The sequence below is a fragment of the Acinetobacter qingfengensis genome, from assembly GCF_008693185.1.
Taxonomy (GTDB): Bacteria; Pseudomonadota; Gammaproteobacteria; order Pseudomonadales; family Moraxellaceae; genus Acinetobacter; species Acinetobacter qingfengensis.
This window is the reverse complement of the sequence record NZ_VXKN01000004.1, coordinates 226266-241630: the sequence shown is the minus strand read 5'-3', so window position 1 is coordinate 241630 and position 15365 is coordinate 226266. Positions and strand designations below refer to the sequence as shown.

The window sequence follows — 15365 nt, the reverse complement described above, 5'->3', positions numbered from 1 at the left end:
CATCAAATCCCCACTCATACAATGAGTTAGGAAAATAAAAGATGAGCTCAACAATACAAATTCAACTGCGTCAAAATATGACCGCAGAACAAAAACTGGAGCAGATTCAATACCCAGTTGAAACCATTAAACATGCATTATCCGCATTCACCAAAATCAACGAGGAGCTAACACCGGCTGAACACACTGCACTGTTTAATCTGCTTCACCACCAAATCTGTGAGATAGATCAAGTCTTGAAGTAATAAAAGACCCGACTTAGGTCGGGTCTCCCTGTTCTTTAAAAAACTCTTTCCAAAACTCAATTCCAAAATAACTTTCATTATAAAATTTATGTGCGAAAAACTCGTATCGATAACCCGAAAAATGTACAAATATTTCGGAATCTTTTAAACATTCCATTAAGTCTTTATACAGTGGTGAAATATAAAATAAAATAATTTGCTCATTATAATTCATTGAATTTGCTATTATTCTTAAATACATCCTTTTATCTATAGGCGATAAATCCATATTTTTTACCAATTCTATCAAGTACTTATAATTTGAGAAATACGCAAGTAAGGATGTTATGTCATTTCTTTTAGAATAGGGAAACGTTTTAATATAGACAGATTTCTTCAAAAATTCTATATCCATTTCATCGGGATTTTCTGACCATACAGATAAAGAATGACGCACTGTTTTTGACAAGCGTTCAAAAAAGATTTTTGGTTCTATTCTTTGTTCTACCCCATGTTCATCAGTATACCAAACCAGATTGTTTACAGATTCAGATTTAAAATTAATTAAAGAATAAAATTTATTATTAAAAATTGCATACTTTGATTCACTAATTTGTGCTTCATGTACTTGTATAGCTAATTCAAGCTGTTTTTTTGTTGAATCAATAGCCTGTGCTAATTGTGCAGTTGAAGACGCTTGTTCCTGTTTCAGCTGTTTTGCCATCGCTTCACGAACATCTTGATTCGCTTGCCGTTGCATCATGGTTGAAACGATAACAAGAATTAAAGTCGCTGAGGTAAATAAAGCGTTTACACTACCATAAATGTCACCGACAGCACCAAAATTCTCACCATAATACTTCGGGTCTGTCATTATCCAGTTAAAAAAAAACGAGAATATCCAAGGAAACAGAAACCAAAGTGTTATACCTAGCAATATCCATCCAATGTAGTCAGAGATTTTAAAATCTTTCTTAATACTTTTTTCAGTAGAATTACTCACACTACTCTTCTCCCCAGAGCAAACAACACACGATCAAATTATTAGAATCAAGTTTTACAAATATAACATTTTGTTGTCTATCGCCAATACACAACACAGCATAATTTTAATTAACAAGAAAAAATGAACAATAAAGCTCAAAAGCAAAAAGCCAAGAATTTGCAGTTCTTGGCTTTTCTGGTTCGACCCTTGAAGCATAAGGATTAAACACTTGTGAGCAATAATAAGCAATTTCGATTTAAATTTCTAGGCTTAATGATGGAATCTATGAACTACAACCCAAATAGCTTTATCAAAATCCTATGGCACATTGCCTTAATGGCTAGTTTTATTATGCTCATACGGTTTTTAATTAAACTAGCTAGCTTCTATATAGGGCTAAACTAATTCAACCACTAAACTGCCCTGCAAAGCACTCCGCTACTGCAACCAATCCGGCTTGCATCTCATCTTTGGTCTGTCTATACGCTACAATCAATCGTTGTTCATCTTCAGATAAATCAGCAGCAACTTCATTTCTATTGGATAAACGCTTGCCCCAGAGAATATAACCAATATCGAAACCATAATCTTCCAGCTTATCCAGTTGGTCGGTAGTTAAGGCATCATTATGTTTTTCATATCGAACAATAGAATTCTTTTTTACCCCAAGGATTTCCGCTAAATCTTCCTGTGTTTTTATATCCAGGCGTTTTCGTTCTTCACGTAATCTTTCACCACGATTAAATAAATCATCATTTTTCATACTTTTTTCCAAATAAGTACTTTTAAATCATCTTTTATCGTGATAAATTAGTTTTACTAAGTAACTAAATCACGATTTATAGGGATTTAACCATGTCTAAATGCAACAATCAATCAAAACAGAACCGAACTCATGTGATTGCGGTACGTGTCACCGAAGCCGAACGAGCCATCATTGAAAAAGTTGCCTATGAAACCCGAAGAAAACCCACCAGAGTTTTACTTGATGCATTCATACAGCAACAACAGGAAGCGGATTCTATTGCATAGATAAAACTCTGGTAGCCAAAGCTACAAATCACAAAAAATTAATTACGTTTCATTGCAATAGAGTTTATCCATGTCAGATATATCAAGACGCATCGACGACCGTCTAAACCAGATCTTCAAGTTTAAACGTGAAGGTGAATGGTATAGAGAAGGTATTTGCCCACAATGCAGTAAAAAAGAATGCTACACCCATGCCATCAATCCACGCATCGTTAAATGCGGTCGCTTGAATAAATGCGGCTACGAAGAACACGTCAAAGACATCTGCGAAGATCTATTCAAGGATTGGTCCAAAGAATTTCCAAAAACTGACATCAATCCTCATGCCGCAGCCGATGCCTATCTCAAACATGGCAGAGGTTTTGACCTTGCAGCACTGAAAGACCGCTACACCCAAGAAACTTTTAGCAACGAGAAAAAATATCCAGGGCTTTATACCGGCACCGTCCGTTTTAAAATTGCCGAGGGTGTGTATTGGGAACGCTTTATCGACCGCCCAGAACGTTTCGGCCGTCAAAAAGCCAACTTTATTGGCAAATATGAAGGTCTGGCTTGGTCATTACTGGATCTCGACAGCCTATGCAAAGTACAAAGCATTTGGATCAGCGAAGGCATATTTAATTCAATCGCCCTGGTGCAATCTGGACAACCGGCAATAGCCAGCATGTCCACCAGTAACTACCCTACCCAATTGCTCAAACAAATTGAGGACCGCTGCCACGAATTAAAAATCGACAAACCACGATTAATCTGGGCATTCGACAACGATAAAGCCGGCAAAGATGCCACCAAAAAATTTCACATCCGGGCATTACAACAAAAATTTTCTTCTTCCGCTGCCCTGCCACCGCACCAGGTAAAAGGTCGAAATTTCGACTGGAACGACCTGTTTTTACATGATCTATTGCACAGCGAAGAACGGGCTAAATATCGTCATTACGGTGAGTTACTGATTGCCGAAACAGCCGAACAGGCAGGTCTACTTATTTATAACTTCAAAGAAGGTCGTACCAAAACCTTTTTCTTTAATCATAACTTCCGTCTGTACTGGTTCAATCTGGACTACGACAAATATGTCAGGCGTATGAACCAAATCGAAGAAGACCCTAGTTTTGACGACATGTTAGATCAACAAAAACGGGAACAAGCCCTTCGGGACTGTGCAGCAGTCACCGAAATCTGTAACGCCCAAATCGAACCCCTTTATTTTGAACGCAACGAAGTCACAGGCGAGTCCTGGTATTACTTCAACATGCAAAGCCAATGGGCAGAAAAAAAGACACAATTTACCGCCAGTGAAATCGGCAGCCGCAGCAAATTTAAAGATGCAACCATGCAAATTATGGCCGGTGCAATGTGGACCGGCACCGATCAACAACTTGAATTTTTTATCAAACGCAAAACGGAGCGACTCAAAGAAGTGAAAACCACAGATTTTATTGGCTATTCCAGCGAACACCAAACTTATATTTTCCCGCAGCATGCTGTCCACAACGGCCAGATCATCGCTATTAATGAACATGACTATTTCAAGATCAAACGCCTTGAACTCAAGTCATTGGCCAAATCCCCGGTCATCACCATCAACCCCAAGAAGGAATTTAAACCGACATGGTGGAAAGACTTTTATCGTGTCAGAGGCAGCAAAGGTTTAATCACACTGGCATGGTGGACAGGATCTTATTTTGCAGAACAGATCCGCAGCCTTCATAGCTCATACCCTTTCATTGAAATTGTCGGTGAAGCTGGTGCAGGTAAATCCCGTTTAATCGAATTTTTATGGAAACTATCCGGACGCAAAGACTATGAAGGCTTTGATGCCAACAAAGCCACCAGCGTTGCGGTCTATCGTAACTTTGCCCAAATCTCCAACCTTCCCGTCGTCCTGATCGAAGGCGACCGTAACGATCAGCAGGGTAATAGTGTCAAACAAGCAAAATTCAGTTGGGACGAACTCAAAGATGCATTTAATGGTCGGGCAATCCGCTCCAAAGGTGTGAAAAACGCAGGTAATGAAACGTATGAGCCACCATTCCGGGGCGCAATCATGATCAGCCAAAATACGTCCATTGCTGCATCAGAAGCAATTCTGACCCGTACCTTACACCTGTTTTTTGACCGCAAAGGACAGTCCCTCGAAACCAAGCGGATTGTCGATACACTCGACCGCATGGAACTCGAAGACACATGCACTTACATGACGCATTGCCTACGCAAAGAAAACGAGATCCTACAAACCTATCAAGACCGCCTAAAAAGTATTGAAGACCAATACCACAGTGCCGGCATTACCCATACTAGGATCGCTTTATGCCATGCCCAATTAGCAGCCCTAGTCGAAGCATTGGCAGAGCATGTACTTGATGGCGTACTAGATTATGAAGAAGTGGCCAAGGCCCAAGATATGCTCATGGAAATGGCACAGGCCCGTGTCGATCAACTGAATGGCGACTGTAAAGAAGTCGAACAATTTTGGGAAGCATTCGAATATCTTCAGTCGGGCCGTTCACCACAATTTAGCCTTAATCATCACGATCAAGATGCTCAAACCGTAGCGATCAATTTAAACGAAATCTACAAAGTTGCCGCCCAGTACTACCAGAAGTTACCGGACATCACTTTAATCAAGGATTTACTTAAGACATCACAGAAATACAAATTCATCGAAACCAATCGGGCCGTCAGCTCAAACCGCTATCCCGCCGATGCCGGCAAAAACGTCGATGCAGACAATGAAGCATCCGACCGAAGACGGACGGTTAAATGCTGGATATTCACAAATCCAAACCTAATTCAAGCCAAGGGGAAATAACCATGCAACAAAATGAGGATCTACAGTTTAAAGCCTATGCGCTTGACAACTTAATTATTCGCATCAATGAATCCATCGCAATACTCGAAAATATTGTTACTGAAGATGAAGTAAAGACAAATGCAAAAAATTATCCGTATTTATACGGTGCAACACGACAAACATTAGCAGTCATTCAAGACCTAGCTAATCGAATTAAAAATCAAATCGACAACTCAAATGGATCTCCGAACGCCAATTCTATCGATCCAAATGAGTTGCCATTTATCGACCCTGAAAGTCTAGCCTTAGAGGACTAAAGCCATGTCATATCTTAATGCACTTATCGCAGTCATACCAACGCTATATGACCCGTTTGCACTAAAAATTATGCTTACCGTACTTGCTATGGCATTTGTGATGTTATTCGTTTGTTTCTGGATAAGCCGTAATTTCCTACATGCACTAATTGCCTCTATTAGCGTAACAACTTTGGCGACTTTCATTTCACTTGCACTGGCCAGCGCATTGTCGAGAGGTTAAAAAAATATGGCAGACCTATCCCAACTTAAAAAGATCATCAACAAAATGGTCGATAGAATCGCCCATCGTCCGACCATACCTTTGGATCAACAACTCTGGGACGAACATGACATTGCTGCCTATTTTGGTTACAGCCTTGACTACACCAAAAAACACATCATGAGCCACAGGCAATTCCCACCGGCACGCATGCTACCCACCAAAGATACCTATGTCCCACGCTGGAAAGCCAGTGATGTGACCAAATACGCCATGGCATTTGATAAACAGACAATCTCATATTAAGGACATACAATGAAAACATCATCTATCACCATGATCATCAACTATGCAGGCTTACAACTTCCTGTTCACAAAAGTCCAACTGCTGAGGACATCACACCATTAAAACCCATTGTCGATATGTTAGGACTAATATGGCAGGATCAACGATCCAAAATCATGAGTAGTGATTTCTATCGCAATCATTTAGGTATTTTCGAACAGCCCAGAACCAATAATCAGGTAGGGTTATCCCTACCTGTAGATAGGGATAACCCTACCTACTTACCCGAAGTTTTTATCAGAATTGATCGAATTGCATCCTATTTTATGACCATCAATCCAGAACGAGTCCGAGCCAATGGCAATATTTCAGGTGCAGATTATTTACAGCAAAAAATCACAGAATGGGCAGATGCTTTACATGATTATGAAAGCATGGGTTTTGCTGTAAATTTGAACCATCACAAACATCAATCAGCCATCAATCGACAACGTAAAGAGTTTGCCCAGATGATTGCTATCAAAAACAAAACCCCTGATCAATCAGATCGTTCTGCCTTGAATCAGATTATTGGACAAATGGCAGATGAACTAGACATCAAATATCAGCAGGAATTGCTGAATTAAAGCCCAAAATAATCAAAATTTGCATACCTAGGGGGTGATATCACCCCCTAATTGTCAGCAATCTGTGAGGTTTTTGCCTCTCTCTTTTTTATATTTTTATATCTATTTTTCTAAATTTGAATCTTTCCATTTTTTATAAACTTCATTTAGTGACTCATCAACTTTAGAATTATTTACATACAGTTCGACAATCATATCCTCTACACCAGGTTGATTTTTTGAAATTTTTTTTGATTTAATTTTTAGGTCAAATAGATTAACATACTCTTTTAGAGCCTCATCTAAAGTTAGGAATCGGATTTTAACTTTTTGAAGTTGAAATATTTTATTTTTAGCATAATTTTGTGAAGCAAGTAAATTTGGTATGGATAAGTCACTATATACATTGTGAACTCTTTCATCTAAGTCTTTAATTTTTTTTGAAGGATGTAGAATATCTATAGGTTCTTTTCGCTTAGAGTTTGGCTCTCTATATATTTTTATTTGATTAATATACATTAATATTATCTTAATTATTGGATTATTCAGAGGCAACCCTAGATTATCAGAGAAATTAAGAATACTAAATGAAAATTCATCTATTTTATCCTTTGGAATACTGCCTTTAACTCTATATTTTTCTAAAGATAAATAGTAATGCTTTAGGACTTCCCTATATTTTCTCTCAGAGTATACTGGATTAAAATGGCTTAAGATATGTGCAGTATTTGCACCGTCTGATTTTAAACTTTTCGTATCTGTACGAGCGTTAGAAAAGAAAGAATCTAAATTTTTAGTATCATACTCTATTGAAACTTTTACTTGTTCAAAACTTTCTTTTTGTCTAGTACGCCCTTCAATAACAGATGTTACTGAGCTAAAAGCATACTGTTTTCTATCATGACGTTTTAAAAATTTAAGCATTTCTAACTGTTTCTTAGTTAGCCTTTTGCTAGAGTCTTTTGGCTTATGTACAAGAGTTAGCTGCTCATAAATTAAAGCAATAATATTTTTATCTAATACAAATATTGTATTCATCACTTTTACCATCGTGAGCAAGTATTGACATCCTATCAACTTCTAAGGCAATATAAAACCACTACTCCACATGAGTAGTCGAGATTGGCGTCTCGAATAAGTAGTAGCAGTCAGAAATCCGCTGCTTAAAGCGGTCTTTTTTTGTCTGATGAAAAGTCACATCTGTGCGTTATGGTGGACTGGGCGATGGGATAGAAATATCCGCCGCTCTCTACTGCTAGCGGTACGCCAACGTCGTTCAGTCTGCCACCCTATTGGCGTAGGGAGGTAAAACGTAACTTGCAGTAGAGACTTCATCATGAACAAATCAGCTCAGGCACAAACTCGCCCACCTCAAAGTCATCTCGATAAAATCTGTTATCAACGTATTCTGTCCCCAAACTTTGCCCAAAAACCAACTTTCATCCAAAGAATCATCACAACAATCAAAGGGGCAAGCGCATGAACACACTTGACCTCAACGATGCCGTCTTTATCCAAAATCAGCAAATCAAAACTGATAGCCTAAAAGTAGCAAAATATTTTGGCAAACTGCACAAGAATGTCATCCGAGATATCGAAAATCTAATTGCTGAATTACCAGAAGATTTACGTGGGCTCAATTTTGAGCTTACGTCAACGACCGTGGAAATGCCAAACAACGCATCTCGACAAGACAAAATCTATGAGATGACTAAAGATGGTTTTACCCTCCTCGCAATGGGCTTTACTGGGAAAAAAGCATTAGATTTTAAAGTTGCCTACATCAACGCTTTTAACCAAATGGCAGCCACCCTCTACAATCTTCAACACAACCCAAATCAACTGCACATTGGCGCAAAAGTACAACTTAATTCAGGCAGCCCCTTGTTTACCATCACCAAATTCAACCATGATGCACAAGGTATTATCCAAGATGCCGAAGTCATCTGGTATACACGCAACAAAATTCATCGGGAAACCTTACCCCTGCAATGCCTCACACTGGATCAAAACAATCTTATCCACCAGCAAACACTCGATAGCTTCTGGAGTGCAATCTACAACTACGGTCTGGACAAACTCAACCACAGCAGAAAACCACACAACATTGCCCTAAGTCTGGTCAACCTCTACCAAATCATAGAAGGCTTACCACCACGGCCACAGCTCACCACTGCCCTACTCAACAGCCATCAACCACACCCTGTATTTATGCAAAGCAATCAGGCAGTCAGTAGTCGTTTAACAGGAAAAACCTGCAAATGCTGGGTATTCAGCACGCCAAAAAACATGATTGAGCATCAGGGAGAATAACAATGAAAAAAGACATCGAATTCGGCATCACCCAAAACCATGCCGACCTCATAGACGAAGTAAGAGCCACCCTCAACATGATCGCAGTTATGGGCATGGACGGCACCAGTGATCGTGTCACCCACCTATCCAAAGGCGACCTCATCACCGTACTGGACAAAGCCCAATTCCGCCTAAAACAGGTACAGGACGAAATGACACCCCTCTAAACCACACCAAGCGGTAACATCCGTTACCGCTTTTACACCTGAAAGTTACCTTTCCACCAATCCAAAATTCAAATATAAAAACAGACAGTTAAGCGATTTTTAAATCATCAGTTACCTTTATGACCTTTTTCCGATACACAGGATTAAATTTACTTTGATTAAGCTCGTCCACGATCTCGTCATTGGTAGGATTATAATAGACCAGAGCAAATTTAGGATCCTTCCAGCCAAATATTTTACACAACGTCAAAGCATTTTTAATCCGCTTGGCCATCACACTTGCCGCTTCATGTCGGCTATCGTGAAACGTCAAATCCGCATCGTCCAACTTGGCCACAGTCCGAGCTTTACGAAACAAAGTATCACGGCTGCCGTCAGAGACAGAAAAAACTTTGCTGGAATTATTCGTTCTGCGGATCCGCAGAGCCAAGGTCCAGAGATCCTTTGCATAATCATCAAGCGGTACAACTCGACTGGTACCATTTTTTGTATCCGGAAGAATTACACAGTCCCGATCCAGTAAAATATCATGGATCTTCCGACCGACAATTTCCCCCGATCGCATTCCGGTTGCCATCGCAATGAGCCAAATCAAACCTACTTGCTGCATTTTGGTCGTTGGCACAGTACCAGGAACATAATTTAAAGCCGTCAGAATCTTGTCCACCTCGTCAGTTTCAATACGGCGTACACGATGAACCGGCTTTTTCGGTTTTCTAACGCTCTCTACAGGATTAAAATCAATCCAGCCCTTATCTCTACGACACCAGTTAAAAAATGCAGATAACGTCGAATAATCACGTAATACACTTGATGCAGACAATGGATTGATAGACCGCTTCATCACCATGTCATGATACTGCACCAGATATTCAGCACGATACTTTACTAGCGGAAAATCCACGTTTGGTAAAGTATCAATAAAATAACGGATCCGTTGTTTTTCTTTTTTCCCTGTCTTTTTAAATTCCGATACTTCAGCGGCATAACGACGCAAAGCCTCGGCAACAGTCACAATAATATTTCTTTGGTCTAATGCCTCCCGTGTTCGCTTGTTCAACAACAAATCACGTTCATTTTCCTTTTGCCAAAGCACAGCATCACTTTTTTTATCGAAAGTTTTTGTACGACGTTCATCATCAAGCGCAACATCGGCCTTCCATTTACCATTCGCCCTTTGATAAACAGATGATCTCATAAAACCAACTCCAATTAACCAGGTGTACCGGGTGGAGATCGGGTGGAGATACATACCAAAATATACCTAAAAATACCCGAAAAAAACCGAAACCCCTAAAACGACAAAACCCCGAAGCCTTTATATATCAAGGCTTCGGGGTTTTGTGTAATAATCTGTTGACCTATAGGTGGTCCCGAGGGTCGGACTCGAACCGACACGTCATCGCTGACAGTGGATTTTGAGTCCACCGCGTCTACCAATTTCACCACCTCGGGAAAGGAGGTCTTGTTTGTGCGGTTAATATTACCTTGTTCTTTGTTTATGTCAATATCTCTTTCTATTTTCTGGTTATTTTAACAGCATACTCTACTATTTTTTTTCATCTTTCATTCGTTTCTTGCGATTTCAGTCTTTTCTTAATAATCAGCGTATAATACTGTGTTATTCATTACTAGTTATTTTCCTCAATTTTATGCAACTTTCCGACTTTAGTTATCATTTACCTGAAGAATTAATCGCACATTATCCCCTAGCGTCTCGTAGTGCTTCTCGATTATTACACCTAGATGCACAAGGACAATATCATGATCGGTTATTTAAAGAGATTGTGGATTTGCTTAGCCCGGGAGATTTACTTATTCTCAATGATACCAAAGTCATGAAAGCACGTTTAAAAGGCAAACGGGCTTCGGGCGGTGCAATTGAAGTATTGGTTGAACGTTTAATCAGTTCAACAACGGCCTACTGCCATATTAAAGCCAGTAACTCTCCCAAAGCAGGTGCAGAAATTTTTCTGGGAGAGGATGAAATTCCAGCATCAGTACAAGGTCGGCATGAAAATTTATTTATTGTTGAATTTTCTCAATCTGTTCTCGATATTCTTGAACAATATGGACAGCTTCCAATTCCACCTTATTTTAATCGGGCAGCTGAAGCGATCGATACAGAACGCTATCAAACTGTTTTTCATAATCCGGAAAAACTAGCAAGCGTTGCAGCACCAACGGCCAGCTTACACTTTGATGAAGACATCTTAGCTGCACTAACAAGTAAAGGAATTGAACAACATTTTGTCACTTTACATGTGGGGGCTGGTACATTTTTACCGGTTCGAGTCGATAATATTGAAAATCATGTGATGCATTCCGAATGGTGTGAAGTACCGCTTTCTACTGTAATGGCGATTCAATCAGCCAAAGCACGTGGTAATAAGATCATTGCTGTCGGTACAACTGCAACACGTGCGCTAGAAAGTGCTGCAAGCGCACATCAGGGTGAACTACAAGCATGGTCAGGTGATACACAAATTTTTATTTATCCTGGTTTTAAATTTAATGTGATTGATCGCCTAATTACTAATTTTCATTTACCAGAATCGACTTTATTAATGCTAGTGTCTGCTCTATCTAGTCGAGAAAAGATTTTAGCTGCCTACGAACATGCTGTAGCTGCAAAATATCGTTTTTTTAGTTATGGGGATGCCATGCTGATTGATCTTTCCTCGACCTAAACCCATACCATTAATCCAGCATTTTTCTTTGATCAGGTGTTCGATTATACTTTTATATGATTTTTGCTTATGATCAACACAGCCGAACAGCCAAGAGAGTGATTTATTATGTCAAACATCCGAATTCAGCCAGTGACCAATCCACCTGGTGAAAATGCTGTATTTATCATATTAAATATTAATGCTGATCCTGCTGCATTAGAAACGGTTCGTGACTTTGCAGGCGGCTTCACAGCATTGGTTAGAAGTCTTGGCAAACGCTTTCCACAAAGTCACTTTAATGCGGTTATGGGATTTGGTTCCAATGCATGGGACAGACTATTTCCCAATCAGCCAAAACCTAAAGAATTAGCACCTTTTCAGGAAATTCGTGGCGAAAAACATGTTGCTGTTGCGACTCCCGGCGATTTATTTTTTCATATAAGAGCCGATAGTCAGGATATTTGTTTTGAACTATCGGCGATTATTCATCAATTATTGGAGCAAGTTACTAGCGCAGTTGATGAAACACACGGCTTTCGTTATTTAGACGGACGGGCCATTATTGGTTTTGTTGATGGTACAGAAAATCCTGAAAGTGTTATTGCACCTGAATATGCAGTAATTGGTGATGAAGATCCTCAATTCAAATATGGGAGTTATGCATTTATCCAAAAATATCTGCACAATATGCAAAAATGGCGTGAGCTATCTACAGAAGAACAGGAAAAGGTCATTGGTCGTCGCAAATTCAATGATATAGAACTTGATGATGATGAAAAACCGGGTACTGCACATAACAATGTCAGTAAAGCACACGATGCAGATGGCAATGAATTAAAAATTTTGCGTGCCAATGTTGCTTTTGCCCAACCATCCAAAAATGAATATGGAACTTATTTTATTGGCTATTCCCGTTCCTTTAGTGTTACACAGCAAATGCTTAAAAATATGTTTACAGGCAATGAAGATGGTTTTGTAGATCGCCTTTTGGATTTTAGTACACCAATTTCAGGAACTTTATTCTTTGTACCAACCTATGATTTTCTTGATGACTTAGGTGACGACTAAATAAATACCAGTCTGCAAACTACCCATGATCGTAGAGTTTTTGCGAAAGTCCTTACATTCCGTCTGTAAGAGTAAAAAATTATCAATACTTTTGTAAAAACTCTAATGATTAAATCTGGTGAGCAATCAGGACAATCCGCCCTGTTTTCACATATAATAGTATGATTATGTTGTGATCATATTTGCGTTATATATGCCAATTGAGAACTTGCAGGAACACTGGCGTTTGCACCGCCGCATGAATAAAAAAGTCTGGAACAACGTGGAGCGTTTGCGTCGTATTGCACTAAATGCCACGTCAAAACAAGACATTCTGGATGCATTACATCCATGGCGTCTATCTCCTTTATTAACATTTAATAATACGTGGAGTTATATTTTACTGGCTTTGTCGGTCGTCTTGACTGGAGCAGCCACATTTTATTTTTATCAGACCGGTTTATGGTTACTGTTTCTGTGGATCATTGGTTTTACTGCGGGATGTTATGCCTATTTATCTATCGAACAGCCCGAATATATTGAACGGGTTATTCAAATGCTTGCGCACAAAACCCTCCAATTTCAATATGATTTTAAATTTAATGAATTTCCACCTTTGGGTGTAGATTTAAATAACCCCTCTTATCTACTCACCTTAATCAAAAATCAGTTTGATTGTTTTCAACAAGGTCGTAGTGATAATGAAATTATTGATTTTGCGGGTACAACATGGCAAGTCAATGAAGATCTATACCCTGTTTTACTGGTGCATTATATCGCCATTACCGAAGTTACTTTATCGGATAAAAATGGTAACGAGTACACCAAACAAATTGAAACTCAACGCTGGGGTGCCTGTGTCTTTAACATGCCCAATCTGGCCGTTGTGATCAGCAATAAAAATCAGAATTTTCCCAGCTACCCTGTAGAATGGGACAGCAGTGATATTGGTTTTAATCAGCAATTTTATCTTGCCGGACAATCAGAATACGAATTGGCAAAAAGTTTAACGCCACAAAGAATTCTGGCACTCGCCGAACATTTACAAGATATGCGAGGTTGCCTGATGTTCCATCATCAACTGAATATCATGTGCTATTTAAGTGAGCAAAATATTTTTAAAATTAAACCACCAAAAAAAGCAATCACAGATATTTCACAGTTACGTGGTTTTTTACGCACGCTACAAGCACCGCATTATGAATGCATGCAAAAAAATCTTGTTGCGCTCATTCCCTATTTTCAGAATAAAAATTTACTGGATAAAAGCAAAGATGATAAAGTAATCCCGTTACAGTAATAACAACATAACAAACTTCCGGAGCAGCAAATGTACATTTTTTTGGCAATTATTATTTTATTATTTCTTGGGTTCTTTTATATTCGCAATAAAATTGTCAAACATGAAAATGCTACCAAACGAGCATGGGCAGATGTGACCAGTTTCGAGCGACAAAAAGTAAAAATTCTGGATGATCTGGAACCCCTTATTGGTCGTTATAGTCAGTTTGAACAAGGCACCCTGTCACAAATTACGGCATTGCGCCAAAATATTCTTAACTTACCGCACGATGCACAAAATGTACGACAACTTGAAGATATTGAACAACAAACTGCACAATTACTACAAGGGATTCATGTCCAGATTGAAGCATATCCGGAATTAAAAGCCAGTGAGATCTATCAACAGGTGATGCAGGAAATCACTGATCAAAATGCCAATGTCGGTGCAGCGATCAATATTTTTAATCGTAATGTAGAGCAGTTTAATAATACCATTCAGATTTTTCCAAATAACATTGTCAATACAATGAGTTTAAGTCGCAAACCTTTACGACCATTTAAAGATCAGGTGCAGCAAAATTTTGATTATCGTCCTAATTTTCATCTCTGATGCCAGCAAAAGATTAAGGCAAAATTTCAATTACCGTATGGTCTTTAATCTGATGCCATAATTCATCCATATCCTGATTGGACACCGCAATACAGCCTTGTGTCCAATCTCCCTGAGGCAGATAAGCATAAAATAAACTACCTTTTTCTGCTCCAAGATAATTGGCAGAACCATGAATCATGATGTCGCCACCTGCACTGACATTTCTAGATTTTGCCTGTGCCTGATCCTGTGCATTGGGATAAGAAATATGCAGAGATTTATAGAATTTACTTTCTGGATTACGCCAATCCAGCGTATAAATTCCTTCGGGTGTTTTACCATCGCCTTCCATGAGCTTATGACCGACAGGGTTAAATCCTAAACGCATTTTATAGCTTTTAATCACTTGTCCGTGTTGCAAAAGCTGAAGTTCTCTTTTTGCTTTGTACACAATGACTTTATCAACCGCTATATTAGACCAATCTATAGGTTGTATGACTGTTTTATGCTCTATTATGCTGGGTAAATCAACTTTATTTTTTTGACAAGCAAACAATAATAAAATTAGAGCGCTTAAGCAAAATACCATTACCCAGTGTTTGTAGCTCATCCATGTCTGCATCATTAACCTTGTATCGTATCATCATGCTATTTGGCTTATCAGTAATTTTTTATTTGTTGCTATTTAAAATAGCAAAATAAGACAACAACTCTAATCTATTATTTATTCATAAATGCCAGCACACCACAATAACCTCATACAAAAAGTTACTTAGTACCATCATCAATACTGGCACTAAAAG

General features: G+C 38.9%; 19 protein-coding genes and 1 tRNA gene. 14 read left to right on the top strand and 6 right to left on the bottom strand.

Annotated elements, in window-relative coordinates:
- Positions 1–41 precede the first annotated feature (41 nt).
- On the top strand, positions 42–245 hold the full coding sequence (locus F4V57_RS07510) for a hypothetical protein (protein WP_070070415.1): 204 nt from the start codon (positions 42–44) through the stop codon (positions 243–245).
- 13 nt (positions 246–258) lie between these two features.
- On the opposite strand, the gene F4V57_RS07505 is transcribed toward F4V57_RS07510, so the two are convergent.
- Entirely contained in the window at positions 259–1227 is a 969-nt protein-coding gene (locus F4V57_RS07505; RefSeq protein ID WP_070070416.1) for a hypothetical protein, read from the bottom strand.
- Positions 1228–1615: 388 nt separating this feature from the next.
- Complete coding sequence (locus F4V57_RS07500; protein ID WP_070070417.1) at positions 1616–1972, bottom strand: helix-turn-helix domain-containing protein; 357 nt, start codon at positions 1970–1972, stop codon at positions 1616–1618.
- 92 nt (positions 1973–2064) lie between these two features.
- Here F4V57_RS07500 and F4V57_RS14760 point away from each other — a divergent pair, with 92 nt between their 5' ends.
- From F4V57_RS14760 to F4V57_RS07475, 6 genes are all read left to right on the top strand, one after another.
- Entirely contained in the window at positions 2065–2241 is a 177-nt protein-coding gene (locus tag F4V57_RS14760) for a hypothetical protein (protein ID WP_171257558.1), read from the top strand.
- Positions 2242–2311: 70 nt separating this feature from the next.
- The gene (locus F4V57_RS07495; RefSeq protein WP_070070418.1) at positions 2312–5053 is read left to right on the top strand and encodes a toprim domain-containing protein; all 2742 of its coding nucleotides are present in this window, start codon (positions 2312–2314) and stop codon (positions 5051–5053) included.
- 2 nt (positions 5054–5055) lie between these two features.
- Entirely contained in the window at positions 5056–5352 is a 297-nt protein-coding gene (locus F4V57_RS07490) for a hypothetical protein (RefSeq protein ID WP_070070419.1), read from the top strand.
- A 4-nt stretch (positions 5353–5356) separates the two neighbouring features.
- Positions 5357–5575 (top strand): hypothetical protein, encoded by a 219-nt coding sequence (locus tag F4V57_RS07485; protein ID WP_141729265.1) that lies wholly within the window; start codon positions 5357–5359, stop codon positions 5573–5575.
- A gap of 6 nt (positions 5576–5581) precedes the next feature.
- Positions 5582–5860: a hypothetical protein gene (locus tag F4V57_RS07480; protein ID WP_070070421.1), complete on the top strand. Its 279-nt coding sequence runs from the start codon at positions 5582–5584 to the stop codon at positions 5858–5860.
- 9 nt (positions 5861–5869) lie between these two features.
- Complete coding sequence (locus F4V57_RS07475) at positions 5870–6466, top strand: hypothetical protein (protein ID WP_070070422.1); 597 nt, start codon at positions 5870–5872, stop codon at positions 6464–6466.
- A gap of 102 nt (positions 6467–6568) precedes the next feature.
- On the opposite strand, the gene F4V57_RS07470 is transcribed toward F4V57_RS07475, so the two are convergent.
- Positions 6569–7483: a hypothetical protein gene (locus F4V57_RS07470; protein ID WP_141729266.1), complete on the bottom strand. Its 915-nt coding sequence runs from the start codon at positions 7481–7483 to the stop codon at positions 6569–6571.
- A 298-nt stretch (positions 7484–7781) separates the two neighbouring features.
- On the opposite strand from F4V57_RS07470, the gene F4V57_RS14755 reads away from it, so the two are divergent.
- Genes F4V57_RS14755 through F4V57_RS07460 form a run of 3 tightly spaced genes read left to right on the top strand, consistent with a single transcriptional unit; the run spans position 7782 to position 8967 of the window.
- Positions 7782–7928: a hypothetical protein gene (locus F4V57_RS14755; RefSeq protein WP_171257559.1), complete on the top strand. Its 147-nt coding sequence runs from the start codon at positions 7782–7784 to the stop codon at positions 7926–7928.
- Positions 7925–8758, top strand: coding sequence for a Rha family transcriptional regulator (locus tag F4V57_RS07465; RefSeq protein WP_070070424.1), 834 nt, complete (start codon positions 7925–7927; stop codon positions 8756–8758). The genes F4V57_RS14755 and F4V57_RS07465 overlap by 4 nt, the downstream gene beginning before the upstream one ends.
- Before the next feature lie 2 nt (positions 8759–8760).
- Entirely contained in the window at positions 8761–8967 is a 207-nt protein-coding gene (locus F4V57_RS07460; RefSeq protein ID WP_070070425.1) for a hypothetical protein, read from the top strand.
- Between the two features lie 88 nt (positions 8968–9055).
- On the opposite strand, the gene F4V57_RS07455 is transcribed toward F4V57_RS07460, so the two are convergent.
- Together F4V57_RS07455 and F4V57_RS07450 are read right to left on the bottom strand one after the other, a co-directional pair.
- Positions 9056–10165: a tyrosine-type recombinase/integrase gene (locus F4V57_RS07455; protein ID WP_070070426.1), complete on the bottom strand. Its 1110-nt coding sequence runs from the start codon at positions 10163–10165 to the stop codon at positions 9056–9058.
- A gap of 170 nt (positions 10166–10335) precedes the next feature.
- Positions 10336–10422, bottom strand: a tRNA-Leu gene (locus tag F4V57_RS07450).
- A gap of 197 nt (positions 10423–10619) precedes the next feature.
- Here F4V57_RS07450 and queA point away from each other — a divergent pair.
- From queA to F4V57_RS07430, 4 genes are all read left to right on the top strand, one after another.
- Positions 10620–11657: a tRNA preQ1(34) S-adenosylmethionine ribosyltransferase-isomerase QueA gene (gene queA / locus F4V57_RS07445; RefSeq protein WP_070070427.1), complete on the top strand. Its 1038-nt coding sequence runs from the start codon at positions 10620–10622 to the stop codon at positions 11655–11657.
- 108 nt (positions 11658–11765) lie between these two features.
- On the top strand, positions 11766–12707 hold the full coding sequence (locus F4V57_RS07440; protein ID WP_070070428.1) for a Dyp-type peroxidase: 942 nt from the start codon (positions 11766–11768) through the stop codon (positions 12705–12707).
- Between the two features lie 193 nt (positions 12708–12900).
- Complete coding sequence (locus F4V57_RS07435; RefSeq protein WP_070070429.1) at positions 12901–13986, top strand: hypothetical protein; 1086 nt, start codon at positions 12901–12903, stop codon at positions 13984–13986.
- Positions 13987–14016: 30 nt separating this feature from the next.
- Positions 14017–14580, top strand: a complete 564-nt coding sequence (locus F4V57_RS07430; protein ID WP_070070430.1) for a LemA family protein — start codon at positions 14017–14019, stop codon at positions 14578–14580.
- Positions 14581–14593: 13 nt separating this feature from the next.
- Here the strand turns inward: F4V57_RS07430 and F4V57_RS07425 are convergent, their stop codons facing one another.
- Positions 14594–15172: a L,D-transpeptidase family protein gene (locus tag F4V57_RS07425; protein WP_171257560.1), complete on the bottom strand. Its 579-nt coding sequence runs from the start codon at positions 15170–15172 to the stop codon at positions 14594–14596.
- Positions 15173–15365: the final 193 nt, after the last annotated feature.